Source organism: Cohnella mopanensis, from assembly GCF_022352055.1.
Classification (GTDB): domain Bacteria; phylum Bacillota; class Bacilli; order Paenibacillales; family Paenibacillaceae; genus Cohnella; species Cohnella mopanensis.
This window is the reverse complement of record NZ_JAKRWM010000013.1, coordinates 114,577-130,326: the sequence shown is the minus strand read 5'-3', so window position 1 is coordinate 130,326 and position 15,750 is coordinate 114,577. Positions and strand designations below refer to the sequence as shown.

Sequence of the window (15,750 nt, the reverse complement as noted above, 5' to 3'; positions counted from 1 at the left end):
TCTCATCCTCGTTTCGTTAAAAAGCTTAAATCACCTTACCTTCAGTAGCTGCATAAACTCCAGCGCACCCAAATTACCAATACTCCTAAAACAAAATCTGAGACAAGTTATAAGCCTTTCAGCGTACACACTCCTAGTTATTAGTATTATATTCCAATTATCGATTATATTCGACAAAAGGAATCATTTTCCTTTTAAGTACAAAACAATTTATCGTGTACTTCCTAGAGAGGGCAAGATTAAAGATGAATTACAACTGACCGTTATTTCAGCAGTAAACCAACGGCAGAGTGAAGACACTTCTTACAATGTTAAAAATTAGTTCCCAATGTCACTCACACGCACACTATTCGACCTTCCAAGGGCGTTCTGTGCAGATTGCGGAGCAGGTAGCTGGTATAACCGGAGTGACCGCCTCGAACCTTGATGAAATATTAGATGAACTTAGTTGGGCCTATCAGGATAGCAGATCCGGTCAAAAAACCTTAATTGGGCATTGTTGCAACGAAAACACCCTCATAGTAATCTAGAATAAGGTGGCTTAAAGCTCTATCTGGAAGGAGCAATTTCGTTGAGTCTGGCGATGATCATTCGAATACTATTGATGCAGGGGGTACTAGCCGTTTTCTTGACAGCGGCGCTCCCGCTTTCGCACGATGCAGCTGCAGGCTCGCTTCCTGTAGCGGATGGGGACAGGCAAGCGCTCATCAAGCGCTATGAGCATGCGAAGCCGAAACAATGGGGAGACAAATTCGCTGGTGTCATGACCCACCTAGACACGAAAGACAAGGTCATCGCCCTGACCTTCGATGCTTGCGGAGGCCCCCGTGGAAACGGCTACGATAAAAAACTGATCGACTTTCTCGTTCAAGAACATATCCCCGCAACATTGTTCGTGAATGCGCGGTGGATCGACGCTAACCCGAAGACGTTTTTGAATCTGGCACAAAATCCTTTGTTCGAAATCGAAAATCACGGATACGAGCATCGTCCGCTTTCGGTCACGGGCAAAACCGCATATGGCATCCGCGGAACTAAAAATGCCTCCCAAGTAACCGACGAAGTAAGCCTAAACGAGGATAAAATTGCGAAATTGACCGGTCGTAAACCGCTGTTTTTCCGCTCCGGAACGGCCTACTATGATGATATAGCCGTGCGCATCGTACACGATCTCGGCTTAAAAGCCGTGAATTACAACGTACTGGGTGACGCCGGCGCAACTTATAATAAAAAACAAGTTTATAAGGCGTTGATGAAAGCGAAGAATGGCTCAATCGTTCTCTGCCATATGAACCATCCTGAAAAAGAAACGGCTGAAGGCGTCATCAAAGCCATACCCGACTTGAAGAAAGCCGGATTCCAGTTCGTCCTTCTGTCCGATTATCCGCTGCTGGCCGATTGATTCGGCTAGTACTTGATGTTTAATCTAAAAATCGAATTCATTTGGCACCATAGGGTGCATATACAAAAAAACACGCCATCTTGGCGTGTTTACTTCGTCTTCCTTTTACCGGGCAATCATGTATTCAAATTCTTACCCTTTGAATATTTCATCGTCCCGGGTTAACCGTCAACGCCTACCGTTGAACCGTTTGATCGCTAGATTATACATCTGACAACCAAGGGGTGGTAGCCCCGCAGCGTGAATACAGTGTTATGCGCCGTTACTGTCTTCGAAGCATCACCTAAAAACCTTTGATCAAGATTCCAACTCTATTTTTTACTTTGGTATAAAAACTCAACTTCACCATCTAGCAAATATCGATATTCAAATAATTGCATTGTTCTTTCCCTAATTCTCTCCCGTATAACCGTGCCTAGGCTTACCGATCCTTGTGATCCAAGGTAACCATTATTAATAAATGTCTTCTCTACAAATTTTGTTTCCCTTAAGTGATACTGTAACCATTCTTTCTGCGATTCAATTAGTGCTTCTCTTGGTTCTCTATCCAACTTAGAAAGAAGCTTTTTATATATTTGATTCAACTCTTTATCCCAAATCTCTGTATATTTGCTTTCCAAAGCCCCCCATCCCAATGTTGTAATAATCTCTTTGGAATTTTGAAATTCATTAAATTCCACTTCATAATCATGATCTATAGGATTTCGAAGCATTTCATCATAAAATTCTCCAGTCAAATCATAGTTCCCAATGTTCATGGATAACACTTCATTGTTAGAAGGATCTGATCGACCTTCAGTTATTTCTTTCGATTCTGTTCCATTACCTGTACTCACTACATCAGGAGGCAGTTCAGAATTCATTATTGATTTAGTTTCGCTGTTCAAAGTAGTCGATTGACTAATATTTTGACAAGATGAAAACATTATCGTAATAAAAAATAATAAGAGTATCTTACCTTTCATAAATTATCTCCTTAAATATTATCTTTAATATTTACCGGTAATGGCGCAAGTAACACTGTACACTCAACATGCTCCGAATGCGGAAACATATCCACCGGTTGAACCTTTACTGTTCCTCCACTCCATCATAAGGCTTGCTGTCGAATGCATCGAGCAAGGCACGCACTTCATCTGTTGACTTTGCGTTCATTAAGTTATTTCTTAATTCGCTCGCCCCTCGGAATCCACGGACATAAATTTTAAAGAAGCGAGGGATGGGCTTGAACGAACGCGGTTCCAGCGTTGAATATTGATCATGAAGATCCAGATGCAACCGCAGCAGGGCAAGCAATTCCTCACTGCTATGATCCCTTGGCTCCTTCTCGAAGGCAAATGGATTATTAAAAATACCACGCCCGATCATAATTCCATCTACACCATATTGTTGCGCGAGCTTTAAGCCGACTTGACGGTCAGGTATATCTCCGTTAATGGTTATCAGCGTATCGGGTGGCACCTCATCGCGAAGCTTCTTAATTTCCGGGATTAGCTCCCAATGAGCGTCTGCTTTGCTCATTTCCTCTCTTGTCCGAAGATGAATGGATAGATTAACGATATCTTGTTTCAAGATATGGGCCAGCCAATCGCGCCATTCGTCTACAGCACTGAACCCAAGCCTTGTTTTCACGCTTACGGGCAGTCCTCCGGCTTTGGCTGCTTGAATGATTTCTGCTGCGACTTCGGGACGACAGATCAGGCCGCTTCCTTTCCCATTTTCCGCTACATTAGATACAGGACAGCCCATATTGATATCTATACCCTTAAATCCTTGTTCCGCCATGCCGATACTCATCTGACGGAAGTATTCCGGCTTATCTCCCCATATGTGCGCTACCATGGGTTGCTCATCTTCCGTATAAGTCAAACGCCCGCGCACGCTCTGGTGCCCATCCGGGTGGCAATAGCTCTCCGTGTTCGTAAACTCTGTAAAGAAAACATCGGGTCTTGCCGCTTCGCTCACGACATGGCGAAAAACAACATCCGTCACATCTTCCATGGGAGCCAGTACAAAAAAAGGCCGCGGCAAATCACGCCAAAAGTTAGTCATCATAACAAAAACCTCACTATCGATATCGGGACTAAATGTCCCTGCTTCATCTACACTTATAGCACGTTTAAGAATCTTTAATCAAATGACGGTAACAAAGGAGCAAGCATTTAGACCGACGCCGATTAGTTCTTCAAAAAACGGTAACCCACCTTATTTCGTCACGATAAAGTTAGGGAGATTTTTTTCAAGATACTTAATTCTTTCCGAATAATCTTGTTTTGCATGAGTTTCCGAAAGTATATTGTTCGACACTAACAAGTCATAAAATGATTTCAGCATCTGGGCTGATATAGCGGAAGTAATCATCATTCTTTGACCGTCGATCAGAACAGAAGATTTTTTTTCAGGCTGTACAAGTTCAATCTGTACGCCGTTCCTGTCGATTATGAAATACATCTCCTTTACATTTTCAAACACTAAATGTTTTACTTCTGCCCCGTTTGCCAAGCGACTCTGAACTTCTTCCATCGAATAGCCCGGAATCGGATCATTTATCAGCAGCCATTTTGCAAATTCTTTTGCATCGACTTCATCTGTATCATATTTTTTCCAAACCGCGCCATTATCTTTGCTTATCTGTATTGTGTTATCCATCATGACACGAAGATATATTTCGTTGTCCATATAAACTGCACGATACTTTGAATCCATAAGGCTGTCTATCAACTTCGGTACATCATATTTCTTGTTGAATGATAAATCGTGCGGCATTAAATCTGTAATGGTGGCACCTTGAGATAATGCGGGCACTATTTCGGTAGTGATGGTACCTTGATATAATGCGGGCACTATTTCGGCTGAAGGTTCGGCTGTAGGATTGTCGACATCCGTAACAGCTTCCGTTTTGTCCCATGCAGAAGTCGCGAAGATGATAACGACACTGGCTACAAGCCCAATAGCGAGCAGCATCGTGACGATAGTGATTTTCTTGGTTTTCATAATCGATATAATCCTTTCTTCGGTTGAGTTTTTGGAAAAGCTACTAATCATCGGCGACAAACCGATTTTCTTCTCTTCCAAACGGACAAGTGCCCTAGCATAAGTAGGTTTCGTGCTTTCCCCAAATTTTCGTATGACTGTTTCATCACAGAATAGTTCGATATCACGGTTGGCAAGAATATACATGACCCATACTAAAGGGTTGAACCAATGGACGCATACGCTAATGGCAAGAATCCATTTTTTTAGTGTGTCGAATCGCTTGATGTGCGTAAATTCGTGGGTCAGGATAAACGCAAGCTGTTTCTCATCGTCATAATCTAAATTTTTCGGCATGAGTACAACAGGCCGAAAAATTCCGTAGGTAAGCGGAGTTGAAATATGATCTAGTTGCCTGATTTGAACATTTCGCCATAACAAATTTGAATGCTGCCATTTTCTTATAAAATCATTTCTAATAGGAACAGCCATTTTGTAGATTTTGCGATGCCTTAAATGCGGAATGATAAAAAATAAAGCACATAACGTAAAACCAACTAACCACACCCATACAATAGGCGATATTTGTGAAGCCGTCTCCAATGGCATAATCGGCGCGGTCAAATGTTCTGTAATTGGTGGCATGATTACCGTAGTTCCATTAACAAATGTTGAACTTTCTGGCGTGGGAATCAATTTTGGCACTGTAAACATTCTGCTTAAATGTTCCACTGCCGTAAAAATGCTAAATTGCGATTGAACTGAAACAGGTACAAGCAATTGAATTAATGCAACACCCCAAAGAAACATAAAGGTCATTTTGGGCAGCTTGTGAATAAGCAAGAAACGTAAGAAAATAACTGCAAGAATAAAGACAGATGCAGAGATACTTATTTGAAGTAACGACATTCCCTCACCTCATTCCATGCTATCGATAAGACGTTTCAAGCGGCTAATTTCTTCTGTCGACAGTCGTTTCTGTCCCAACAATGAAGCAATCAGTCTGTCGGGAGCGCCATCATACATTTTATTTATCAGTTCCGTTGTTTCGTGTTCTTGCGCCTGCTCTCGTGTAACAAGCGCATGGCAAACGAAATTAGGCTCATGCCGCTCTATCGCCCCTTTATCAAGGCATCTCTTGATGATGGTATACGTTGTTGTTTTACTCCAACCTATTTTTTCCTTTGTGATTTCTGCAATCCTCTTTGCAGCTGTATCGCCATCTCTCCACAAGATTTCCATAATATTAAGTTCGCTATCGAATAGCTTCATAACCAAATGAATACACCTCGTTCATTATTATTCTACTGCTGTAGAATCACATATTAACATTCTACTGTAGTAGAATAATTTTGTCGATAGAGTCCTGTCATTTTCTTACACCAGTTCCCCTTCCACATGCAGCCCTTCTTGATTGTCTTTGAATTTTAATATTCAAAACGAAAAAGACGCCGATTATTCGACGTCATTCCATCGTTTCATATCGTCCAGATACGCTGTATCTTTTCTTTCAAGTCTTACTGTAACCTCCACATGCCTTGTGGCGGTGATAATGATCCCGTATGAACGGTAGCCCCTTGGCAACATGGTATATTTCCGAAAAATTGCTTTTTAAACAGTTATTGCATTTATTCTCCGCTAAAGCTTTTGGCCCATTCAGCAACCCTCCGACTACTTTCTTCTTCTGACAAATCCTCAATCCTAGTCATAATAGACCATCTTACTCCAAAAGGATCCAATATACTTCCGAATCGATCACCTGAAACAAAGTTTACAACCGTTTCCCTTACTTTTGCTCCTCTTGCTACCGCATTTTCAATTACCTGATCAACATTAATTACGTAAATTCCTAAAGAATAACACGCATTGTCTTCATCTGGCGGCAAGATCAATTTATATGCCGGATTCGCTGCTCCCAGCTGCAAAAAACCATTTCCAAAATCTAATTCCGCATGAACAATTATTTTATTGCCATTTCCATCAGGATATTCAGTAATATCCTTAACCCTTGCATTGAAAACAGTTTTATAGAACTCTATTGCTTCAGAAGGATTCTTCACTGTTATAAATGGGGTAATAGATGTACAGCCATTGGGTGTTCCATTCTTTGTATATTTACCTGACACTCCCGTATATTTTATGCTTTCACCCATTTTTACTCATCCTTTAAATGATCATAACCTATCAATTTTATGCTTATACCTTCATTGGATTGCATTCATCAACTCATAGAAATATTTGGATTCATGAGTTTTATTAAGACTATACCAGGCATCTAATGTTTTTGAAGAAAACACACCCAGAGCTTTCAAGACGTGTACCGAAAATTCCAACGGAGCTATTCCAGATGCAGTGATCAGTTTTCCATCAGTTACAGCAGGCTCCATCTTGTAATACTTCTCGCCCGTGTAAGTGGGACAGATCATTTTAAGGTATTCCAGATCATTGCTTGTATGCAGGCGTGAATTCAGCAATCCTGACTGGGCAAGTGCCATTGTAGCACCACAAATCGCTGCAACCCATATACCTTCCTCTAAACACCTCTGGGCGATTTTTAAGATGGGTTGGTGAATTGTTTCTGTCCATGTATCTCCACCGGGTAAAATCAATGTATCTGATCTTTCAATGCTGCACTCATCCAGTTTGATGTCAGGCAGTATTTTCAATCCGCCCATTGTAGTTACAGGAGTCTTTTCAATTCCCACGGTAACTATTTTTGATGGGGCCAGCCCCTTTTTATAATATCTTCCCGAGTTCAGTTCGGCAGTTAAGTAACCTATTTCCCAGTCTGCCATTGTGTCAAACACATAAAGATATACCGTATTATTCATTTGCAAGTTCTCCTTATTTTACAATTCATCAAGTGATAACAACCATCCATCGGGAATCAATGATTATCATCATTATAAAATAGCTTCACTGACATCTGCTGTCAGTGAAGCTATTAAAGTTGATAATATTCCATTAACTCCGACGCAACAGCAACAAGTTTTTCCTTCAAACTCTGTGGTTCGATTACTTGAATGGATTTCCCGTAGGATAGGAGAAAATAAGGGACATATGTATGAATTGTTTCTTCCTCAAGTAAAAAGATTGCTTGATTTGATGTCCGCTCTTTCAGATGATGCCCCAAAAACCAATGCAGGCATAAGTCATCCAATGCCTCTGACCTGCCTCCGATAATTAAAGAAATTAACCCGTCCTTGCCCACTAAATCAGGTAACAGATTTTGCATAAAAAATTCACGGGCCGAAAAAGCTTCGGAACGTTTAAATATGATTTGAGTACGCTTGATTTGTAGAATCCGTTCTGCCCGAAAGCTGCGAATCTCATTCCTTAGGTGGCAAAATGCAACTGTGTACCATTTATTGTTCCAATAAACCATTCCATAGGGGTCTATCACCCTATTCATGTGTCGTACTTCACGGCCTGTGCGATAATCAATTTCTACAGAAAATTCGTTTGCTACAGCCTTCTCCAATTCCGCCAATACCGGCTGAAGAGAAGGGTCTCCCATGCGGTTTATAACTTCAAATCCGGCTAAATGATGGCTAAGTATACTTTCCTGCTCCTGATTCGAATACATTTTCAATTTTGATGTCGCATTGCCTAATGCCTCACTCAAAGGGTATCCGGCTTCTTTTGCAAAAACAGCAGCATGAAGGAGTGCCTTTTTTTCTTCAATATCAAATAGCAGAGGTGCTCTGATAAAATTATTCAGCAAGCTATACCCGCCATTATGGCCTGTGTCGGATATTATAGGCACTCCACTGGCACATAGTGCATCAATATACCGATAAACTGTCCTTACATTTATTTCTAACTTTTCGGATATTTGTTTTGCAGTCATTTTTACGCCCGAATTCAACATCCATAGAATTGCAAGCATATTATCGTTTTTTGGCATAACATGTACCCTCATCTTTTCTTAAACCTCAATATTTTATAAATATCTTTTTATCTTCTCAAGGATCGCACTAAATTATTTGCTTTGCGAATCGCCTGCATCCCTTTATTCATCAATCTTTCAGCCTTGCAATCCTCACGCAGCATTACTTCCCTTCCAAATACTTATTCAATTAACGGAGAGCATTAGTGTCATAATCACAGAATTCCGAAAAGCAAATATATAATAAAAAGAGGGGTTCACCGCCCCTCTTTACTTATTTCCGCCAATACATCTCAACTATTAGTTTTTCCTAACCAACAGTGAGCAACACTCAACATGCCCCGTATGAGGGAACATATCCACCGGCTGAACCTCCACCGTCCGATATCCCCCATCTTCGAGCAGCCTGAGATCTCTCGCCAATGTCGAAGGATTGCACGATACATAGACGATGCGCGAAGGCCGGAGCTCAAGCATCGTCGAGATAAGAATTGGATCACAGCCCTTGCGAGGAGGATCGACGACGATGACATCAGGCACGATACCCTCGGATTGCCAGCGGGGCATGACCACTTCCGCCGGACCGACGGCGAACTCGGCATTCTGTATGCCATTAATTCGAGCATTACGGCGAGCATCCTCGATCGCCTCGGGAATAATCTCCACTCCATATACGCGGTCGGCATGGCGAGCGAGGAATAAGGAGATCGTTCCCGCGCCGCAGTAAGCGTCGATGACCGTTTCATCGCCCGTTAATGCCGCATACTCGACCGCTTTGCCATACAGTCGCACCGTTTGCTCCGGGTTCACCTGGAAGAACGATCGCGGAGAGATCGCGAATTGAATGCCATCGATCTCGTCATAGATAACCTCTTCTCCCCACAGCACTCGGGTCTCTTCCCCGAACACAACCGGCGTCACCAACGTATTCACGTTCTGGCACACGCTCACGACGCCCGCGATCTTCTCGCGAATAAGGCCGACTAGCTCCTGAGCGTGCGGGATATCCCGACCATTCGTTACGAGAACGATCATACGTTGCCCAGTCGTACGAGCATGGCGCACGACGACGTGTCGAAGCAAGCCGCGACCGGTGACACGATTGTAAGCCGGAATATCCAATAGCCTCGCTGCTTCCTTAACGGCGCGAACGGTTTCCTCATTCTCTACTTCTTGAATAAGGCAAGCATCCATCTCTACGATGTCATTGCTTCCTTGCTCGTAGAACCCTCCGATCAAGCCGCCAACTCCGTGCCCGATCGGTACTTGAGCCTTATTGCGATAGCGCCACGGGTCATCCATTCCGATCGTCGGGTGAACGATAACGGAGCCTCCGTCATCAGCAACCTTTAGCTTTCCAATCCGAACAAGATTGTCCACCACATGCTGCCTTTTCCAACGAAGCTGCTCCGCATACGCCATGTGCTGCAACTGACATCCGCCGCAGGTGTCGTAGATCGGACACGGCGGGGCTACGCGACTACCCGTACCGCTTTCCAGCAACTCCGTCATCCGAGCCTTACCGAAAGACTTGCCGATGCTCACGACTTCAGCCTGTACCCGTTCGCCCGGAAGCGCATCACGAACAAAAAGGGTATAGCCCTCAAAGCGGCCAACCCCTTCTCCATCATGCGTTAATCCGACGATATGGCATTCGATCCGCTGACCGACAACGACTGGCACTCCGTTAATTGCCTGAGGCGCTCCGCCGCTCGATACTCTGCCCGAACGGTTTCCCGGTTTCCTATTCCCGCTCCGTCCGCTCATAGCTGCAAGGCCCGCCCTGGTCCGTTCTTCCGATAGGAGGACACTCCGTGCTCGTCCACGACAACGTTAAGATGAGCCGGTAGTAAATTAAACGTGCAAGGAAGCGTGCCGCCGAACTCGCCGTCCACATTCAATTGCACGCGTTGATCCGATTCCACGATAATTTTATTGGTCCTGAAATGAATAAAGTGGGAGTCATTTAATACCGGCTCCCCTCGCATGACCAACGTTGCGATTCGCAGAAACTCCGCGAGGTTGCACTTCCGCAAGGCAAGCACGTCGAATACGCCGTCATTCGTACTCGCATCGGGAGCAAGACGGTCGAAACCGCCTACCGAATTGCTATTCGCGATCAGGAACAGCATGAACTCCTCGTGGAATTCCCCTATCCCTTCCGCTTCGATGCGCATAAGAGTCGGGTTCAACCGAGTGATTTTCTCCAAACCCTTCATATAATAAGCAAGCTGTCCGACCATCGTCTTCAACTTGCTAGGAACTTCATAAGTTAGCTCCGTCAGCGAACCGCCTCCGGCTATATTAATGAAATAACGTCCGTTCGCCTGCCCTACGTCAACCGGAGTCGTATAGCGACGGGTCAACAAATCGCAAGCATTCTCCCATTTGCGGGGAATCCCGTGCGCGCGCGCGAAGTCATTTGTCGTTCCTAACGGCAAAATACCTAACGCAGGTCTCTTCTCGTAATTCGATATTCCATTCACGACTTCATTCAGGGTGCCATCTCCCCCTGCAGAGATGATCATGTCGAACCCGCGCTCTACCGCGTTAGAGGCAGCTTTAATGGCATCGCCTTTCGATTCCGTTGCATGGCAAGAGGTTTCGATTCCCCCGCGTTCCAAACGTTGCAAAATAGCAGCTAGCTTACGCTTAACTTCCTCCCGGCCGGAAGTCGGATTATAGATTAACCGGGCACGAATCGTATCCAAAACAGGATCCCCTCTTCATCTCTCGTTCATAGCCAACCTTTAGTTCCATCCTTCTTGCCATTCCCGCACCTGCCGAACGATCCAGCTTATCACTTTAGGATGCGGCATTAAAGAATGGCCCGTATAACGATATCCCAAAGCACGTTCAGAGCTCATTAATCTGCCAGGGACGACTTCCTTAGTGAAATATCCTTCGCTCAGAAACAAGCCTACGACTAATACTTCATCATCCGGATGGCTGATCTGAAGCGAATCTAAGCGCTCAACCACCTGATCGGGCAACAGCAGCGCCGTTGAACACGACCGATAACCGCCTTGCGTCAACACCTGCTCGGCAATCGAGTTAAGCCCTCGCTCCCAAGCCTCTTGGAAACCTTCGATTTCGCTTCCGTGACCGACCAGAAGTATGCTCTCCCGTGGCGGTTGAATGGACATTTCCTTAAGTCTATCCAACACGATATCCACGAGCTCCGGATCGTCATCCATCGGTTTACCGTAAGTCAACTGTAACGAGGAAGTAAAATAACGTTCGAGATCCGTGTCCGTCTTCGGCTCTGGATAGGCTCCGAGCGCCCAGCCGATCTCATCCACATGAGTGCTACCCGCGGATACGAATAATGGCAACGCTAGCACATGAGTCACGCCTGACGCTAACATTCGATCGATACCATCCTGAATGAGTCGCCCTTCCACTAGTTCGAGGAACACGGCTTCAATCGCAAGTGCGTCTCCCAATCGAGCTCGCGCCTCTTCGACCGCCTCGTCGACCAGAGCCACCCAGCCTGCATCCTTCGATCCGTGACTGATCACCAGCAAGCCTGGTTTCATGAAAGAGCTAACCCCTTTCTTTCCCAACTGTTCAACCTTCTTATTCATGCTAGCGAATCGTTAAGCCAATGTCAACGCTGACTGCAACTTGTACATGAATCGCCTTTAATCAAGAAAACCGCCAAGCAACTGGCGCTTGGCGGTGAATGACGATTCCTTCCGCAACCCGAAGGTTGACCTGGTTGGAAGCTTCTTATTTTTTGGAAGCTAAGAACTCATCCAATTGTTTTTGTTTCTCGGCAATAACTTGGTCCAGACCGTTCTTTTTCAGCTTAGCGAGGTAAGCATCAGCTTTAGAAGGATCTACTGCGCCAGTATCAAGACCTGGAGCGAATTCGGTTTGAACGTTTTTCAATGCCGTTACTTGCGCTTTCACTGGCTCGGAGTCGAAAGTGAAGCCGAGTGCAGGAGAGTTAACTGTGCTTTCGTTGAATGCTTTGAATTGAGCCCATTTGTCTGGGGACTCTGTATCCCAAACATAGTTCAGGAATTGGTTACCGAGCATCCATGCAGCGCCGATACTGTAATCTGCTTTTTTAGGACCGTCAGAGATAATTTCTCCGTTACGGATGTAGTGCTCGCCTTCAACGCCGAAGTTGATCAAGTTGTTCAATTCTTTGTCCGTATAGAGCAAGTTGATGAACATCATAGCGCGAGCCGGATCTTTCGAAGTGGAAGAGATCGCAAGCATCGAACCTGTAGTTTCGCCAGTAGACGTTGTGATAGCCGTCATACCGTGTTGTTTCAATTTACCGATCAAGCCAGTGGAAGCAGCCATTTCAGCGTCTTTACCTGGTTTAAGCGGGGATACGACCATGAATACGTTGCCTTTTTTCAATGCGTCTTGCGGAGACAGTTGGGAAGTCGCTGCATCTTGGTTTACTAATTTCTTAGTGAACAATTCGCGAGTGACAGCCAAAGTTTCTTTGTAGATCGGCAATTCCATAGCAGGAACGACTTTCGTATCCGTGCCTGTTTTCATGACTGCGCCTTCTAGTTTCGTATCGCCGAGGTAGTCATATTTTGCGAAATAGTGAGAGTTGAAGTTTTCTCCGTCTTTCAGGTGAAGAGGAATCAATTGAGGTTTTTTCGCTTTTACTTCTTCAAGGATCGGAACCAGGTCAGCAGGCGTTTTAGCCGCTTCGATTTTTTCAGTTAAGCCAAGCTCGTCGGCGATATCGGAACGGTAAAGTATGCCGCCTTCTTCAGCCATTTCTTTTAATGCAGGTACGCCGTAGTTTTTGCCTTTGATTTGAGCGCCGCCCAAGATCGCATCGGATACTACGCTTTTAATGCCTTGGCCGTAAGTTTCGAGCAAGCCGCCTGGCTCGTTCAATGGAAGGTATGCGCCTTTAGCTACGTTAGTAGCATGGCCATTCCAAGCAGCCGTGAAGATGATGTCCATAGCTTCGCGTCCGGATACGGACAATGTCATCTTCTGATCGTATTGACCCCAATCGATCATGCGGATATCAACGGTTGCGTTGATAAGAGGTTTAATATGTTCATTGATTTTAGCTTCGATCTCCTTCTCGTCTTTCGGAGGAGTACCAGGGAAGTAGAGCGAGATTTCATATTCAGGCAAATCGGAAGCTTTCGGAGTTTCGGAAGCTGCAGCCGAAGACTCGGCAGGTGCGGATGGTTCGGACGCTTTAGCTGAAGTCGTAGGAGATGAAGAAGATTCGTTGTTGTTTTTGTTGCCGCCGCAACCTGCAAGTACGATCGATAGCGTCAGTACTGTAGCAAGCATCAGCGTCCAAGATTTGCCTAATTTACTCTTTCTAAGCATTGTGTTGCCTCCCTTTTCTTATTTGAAAAATGTATGCTTAACCGGCCGGTAACCGGTGAAAGCCGAGCTTAGTTCGAGGGATGTCCCTCGTCATGCCATTAAGTTAGCCCTTAACCGCGCCTACTGTCAATCCTTCGACGAAATATCGTTGGAAGAACGGATAAGCGAAGATGACAGGGCCGATCCCTACGACCGCCATTGCCATACGTGCTGTTTCACCCGGCATAGTGAAGTTCGGATCGCTAGCTGCCCTTGCGGAGTATGCAGCCGTATTGGCGCTTAAATATTGAATGTCGAGCATCGTTTTGTACATACGGAACTGGATGCTGACGACGGATTCATTATTGTTAATGAACAACATGCTCAGGAACCAATCGTTCCAGTAATTCAAAGTCGTGAACAAACCTACGGTCGCAAGTACCGGCAACGATAACGGCAACACGATCTGGAGGAAGATGCGCCATTCTCCTGCACCATCTATTTTAGCGGATTCGAACAGCTCTTTCGGAATCGAATTCGCGAAGAACGTACGGATCAGGAGGACGAAAAACCCGCTGATGAACAATGGCATCATCAATACGATTAACGTGTTCTGCAAGTGCATGCCCTGAGTGTAAACCAAGTAGAAAGGCACCAATCCGCCGCTGAACAAAATCGTGAAGAACATGAAGAACGAGAAGAAGTTACGTAATGGATAGTCTCTTCTAGAGATCGGGTAGGCATATAAGGCCATTAACGATACCCCGACTACCGTTCCGCACAAAGTAATAATAATCGAGTACCCGTAAGATTTAACGATAGCTTGCCAATCTTTGAGCAGAAACTCGTAAGCTCCAAAGCTCCACTTCTCGGGCCAAAGGCTATACCCGTTTACGAGAATCGAATTCTCGTCCGTGAACGACGCGATCACGACAATAATGAGAGGAAACACGCACAAGAAGGTATATATCCAGAAGATCGTATTAATCGTAAAATTGGCACCGCCCGACACTTGCTTTACGAGCTTTCCGCCTGAAACGTTAGCAGTAGTACTCTGAGCCATTCTTATTCCCCCTTGCTTCCATAGGCATACATCCATTTAAGACTAGAATAACGCGTCATCCTTGCTGATCCGACGAATGATCAAGTTCGCTCCGAATACAATGACGAACCCGACAACCGATTGGTACAAGCCAGCCGCGGATGACATTCCGATGTCGCCTGCATTAACGAAACCTTGATAAACGTAAGTGTCGATTACCCGAGTCGTATCATAGATAGCGCCCGAGTTGCGCGTGACTTGCCAGAACAATCCGAAGTCTGCCGCGAAAATTCTTCCTACTTGGATCATGACCATGACAATGATGACGGGCTTGATCAGAGGAAGCGTAATTTTAACAATTTGTTTCCACTTCGAAGCTCCATCGATCGTAGCCGCTTCGTAGTACTCGTCGTCGATGCCGATAATAGCAGCCATGAAGATGATTGCGTAATAACCGATCCCTTTCCAAGTGTTTACGAGAGGGAGTATAACCGGCCACCATTTCGGATCCGAATACCATTCGATCGGATCGATTCCGAAGATCGGGAAAATAACCTTGTTCATTAAGCCCACATCGTTATTCAGGAAAGCGTAGACGAGGTAGGATACGATAACCATGGACAGGAAGAACGGCAAGAACATCATCGTCTGATGAAGCTTGGCTAACCGTTTGCTGCGCATGGAGTTGAACATGATCGCGAAAGCGATCCCGATTGTCGTATTTAAGAAAATAAAGACCGCGTTGTAAAGCACCGTATTTCGAGTAATCGTCCATGCGTCGGAAGTGTTGAACAAAAATTTGAAGTTATCCAACCCGACCCAAGCGCTATGCAAGAAGCTTTCAAAGAACGTTTCTCCCGGCGCGAACTTGATATCCTTAAACGCGATTAAGGATCCTAACATCGGAAGATAGTTGTTAATGAGTAGAAAAATAATGGTTGGAGCCATCATAATGTAGAAGGCACCAAAACGTTTGAAGTGATTCTGTTTCAACTTAGCCGGCTTCACCTTCATGCCGGGTTGAGGCGTCAATGTTGCAGCGGAGGCTTGTTCCAATCCCATCACAATCCTTTGTCTTATTGTCATTCTCTGTCTGTGTTCTCATTTTATCTTGCCGGACTAAGTCTATCTATCTAC

Annotated in this window: 14 protein-coding genes; 1 reads left to right on the top strand and 13 read right to left on the bottom strand. The window is 44.9% G+C overall.

All coding sequences use genetic code 11. The annotated features are described in order from the left end of the window. Positions 1-571 precede the first annotated feature (571 nt). On the top strand, positions 572-1,402 hold the full coding sequence (locus L3D05_RS19105; protein WP_239617918.1) for a polysaccharide deacetylase family protein: 831 nt from the start codon (positions 572-574) through the stop codon (positions 1,400-1,402). A gap of 311 nt (positions 1,403-1,713) precedes the next feature. Here L3D05_RS19105 and L3D05_RS19100 read toward each other — a convergent pair whose 3' ends face one another. The 13 genes from L3D05_RS19100 to L3D05_RS19040 all read right to left on the bottom strand — a co-directional run bounded on the left by L3D05_RS19100 (position 1,714) and on the right by L3D05_RS19040 (position 15,675). Next, positions 1,714-2,367 carry a lysozyme inhibitor LprI family protein gene (locus L3D05_RS19100; RefSeq protein ID WP_239617917.1) on the bottom strand — a complete coding sequence of 218 codons (654 nt, stop codon included), beginning with the start codon at positions 2,365-2,367 and terminating at the stop codon, positions 1,714-1,716. 106 nt (positions 2,368-2,473) lie between these two features. Beyond that, the gene (locus L3D05_RS19095) at positions 2,474-3,457 is read right to left on the bottom strand and encodes a tRNA dihydrouridine synthase (protein ID WP_239617916.1); all 984 of its coding nucleotides are present in this window, start codon (positions 3,455-3,457) and stop codon (positions 2,474-2,476) included. Positions 3,458-3,607: 150 nt separating this feature from the next. Further along, the gene (locus L3D05_RS19090) at positions 3,608-5,284 is read right to left on the bottom strand and encodes a M56 family metallopeptidase (protein ID WP_239617915.1); all 1,677 of its coding nucleotides are present in this window, start codon (positions 5,282-5,284) and stop codon (positions 3,608-3,610) included. 9 nt (positions 5,285-5,293) lie between these two features. Next, positions 5,294-5,647 carry a BlaI/MecI/CopY family transcriptional regulator gene (locus L3D05_RS19085; RefSeq protein ID WP_239617914.1) on the bottom strand — a complete coding sequence of 118 codons (354 nt, stop codon included), beginning with the start codon at positions 5,645-5,647 and terminating at the stop codon, positions 5,294-5,296. 356 nt (positions 5,648-6,003) lie between these two features. Beyond that, the gene (locus tag L3D05_RS19080; protein ID WP_239617913.1) at positions 6,004-6,528 is read right to left on the bottom strand and encodes a VOC family protein; all 525 of its coding nucleotides are present in this window, start codon (positions 6,526-6,528) and stop codon (positions 6,004-6,006) included. A 51-nt stretch (positions 6,529-6,579) separates the two neighbouring features. Next, a complete protein-coding gene (locus tag L3D05_RS19075; protein ID WP_239617912.1) occupies positions 6,580-7,206 on the bottom strand; it encodes a type 1 glutamine amidotransferase family protein in 627 nt (208 codons plus the stop codon). Positions 7,207-7,319: 113 nt separating this feature from the next. Further along, positions 7,320-8,282, bottom strand: coding sequence for a helix-turn-helix transcriptional regulator (locus L3D05_RS19070; RefSeq protein ID WP_239617911.1), 963 nt, complete (start codon positions 8,280-8,282; stop codon positions 7,320-7,322). 282 nt (positions 8,283-8,564) lie between these two features. Beyond that, positions 8,565-10,031, bottom strand: coding sequence for a 23S rRNA (uracil(1939)-C(5))-methyltransferase RlmD (rlmD, locus tag L3D05_RS19065; protein WP_239617910.1), 1,467 nt, complete (start codon positions 10,029-10,031; stop codon positions 8,565-8,567). After that, positions 10,028-10,966: a diacylglycerol kinase gene (locus L3D05_RS19060; protein WP_439647963.1), complete on the bottom strand. Its 939-nt coding sequence runs from the start codon at positions 10,964-10,966 to the stop codon at positions 10,028-10,030. The genes rlmD and L3D05_RS19060 overlap by 4 nt, the downstream gene beginning before the upstream one ends. Positions 10,967-11,014: 48 nt before the next feature. Then, complete coding sequence (locus tag L3D05_RS19055; protein ID WP_239617908.1) at positions 11,015-11,803, bottom strand: sirohydrochlorin chelatase; 789 nt, start codon at positions 11,801-11,803, stop codon at positions 11,015-11,017. 193 nt (positions 11,804-11,996) lie between these two features. After that, positions 11,997-13,592: an ABC transporter substrate-binding protein gene (locus L3D05_RS19050; protein ID WP_239617907.1), complete on the bottom strand. Its 1,596-nt coding sequence runs from the start codon at positions 13,590-13,592 to the stop codon at positions 11,997-11,999. Positions 13,593-13,695: 103 nt separating this feature from the next. Further along, positions 13,696-14,634: a carbohydrate ABC transporter permease gene (locus tag L3D05_RS19045; RefSeq protein ID WP_239617906.1), complete on the bottom strand. Its 939-nt coding sequence runs from the start codon at positions 14,632-14,634 to the stop codon at positions 13,696-13,698. 42 nt (positions 14,635-14,676) lie between these two features. Then, on the bottom strand, positions 14,677-15,675 hold the full coding sequence (locus L3D05_RS19040) for an ABC transporter permease (protein WP_439647962.1): 999 nt from the start codon (positions 15,673-15,675) through the stop codon (positions 14,677-14,679). Between the last annotated feature and the right edge of the window lie 75 nt (positions 15,676-15,750).

What these genes read in the sequence shown, in the direction of transcription:
- L3D05_RS19050 (WP_239617907.1), bottom strand. Translation starts at nt 13,592, where the DNA reads ATGCTTAGAAAGAGTAAATTAGGCAAATCTTGGACGCTGATGCTTGCT.
- L3D05_RS19085 (WP_239617914.1), bottom strand. Translation starts at nt 5,647, where the DNA reads ATGAAGCTATTCGATAGCGAACTTAATATTATGGAAATCTTGTGGAGA.
- L3D05_RS19040 (WP_439647962.1), bottom strand. Translation starts at nt 15,675, where the DNA reads ATGGGATTGGAACAAGCCTCCGCTGCAACATTGACGCCTCAACCCGGC.
- L3D05_RS19055 (WP_239617908.1), bottom strand. Translation starts at nt 11,803, where the DNA reads ATGAAACCAGGCTTGCTGGTGATCAGTCACGGATCGAAGGATGCAGGC.
- L3D05_RS19075 (WP_239617912.1), bottom strand. Translation starts at nt 7,206, where the DNA reads ATGAATAATACGGTATATCTTTATGTGTTTGACACAATGGCAGACTGG.
- L3D05_RS19100 (WP_239617917.1), bottom strand. Translation starts at nt 2,367, where the DNA reads ATGAAAGGTAAGATACTCTTATTATTTTTTATTACGATAATGTTTTCA.
- L3D05_RS19095 (WP_239617916.1), bottom strand. Translation starts at nt 3,457, where the DNA reads ATGATGACTAACTTTTGGCGTGATTTGCCGCGGCCTTTTTTTGTACTG.
- L3D05_RS19070 (WP_239617911.1), bottom strand. Translation starts at nt 8,282, where the DNA reads ATGCCAAAAAACGATAATATGCTTGCAATTCTATGGATGTTGAATTCG.
- L3D05_RS19045 (WP_239617906.1), bottom strand. Translation starts at nt 14,634, where the DNA reads ATGGCTCAGAGTACTACTGCTAACGTTTCAGGCGGAAAGCTCGTAAAG.
- rlmD (WP_239617910.1), bottom strand. Translation starts at nt 10,031, where the DNA reads ATGAGCGGACGGAGCGGGAATAGGAAACCGGGAAACCGTTCGGGCAGA.
- L3D05_RS19080 (WP_239617913.1), bottom strand. Translation starts at nt 6,528, where the DNA reads ATGGGTGAAAGCATAAAATATACGGGAGTGTCAGGTAAATATACAAAG.
- L3D05_RS19090 (WP_239617915.1), bottom strand. Translation starts at nt 5,284, where the DNA reads ATGTCGTTACTTCAAATAAGTATCTCTGCATCTGTCTTTATTCTTGCA.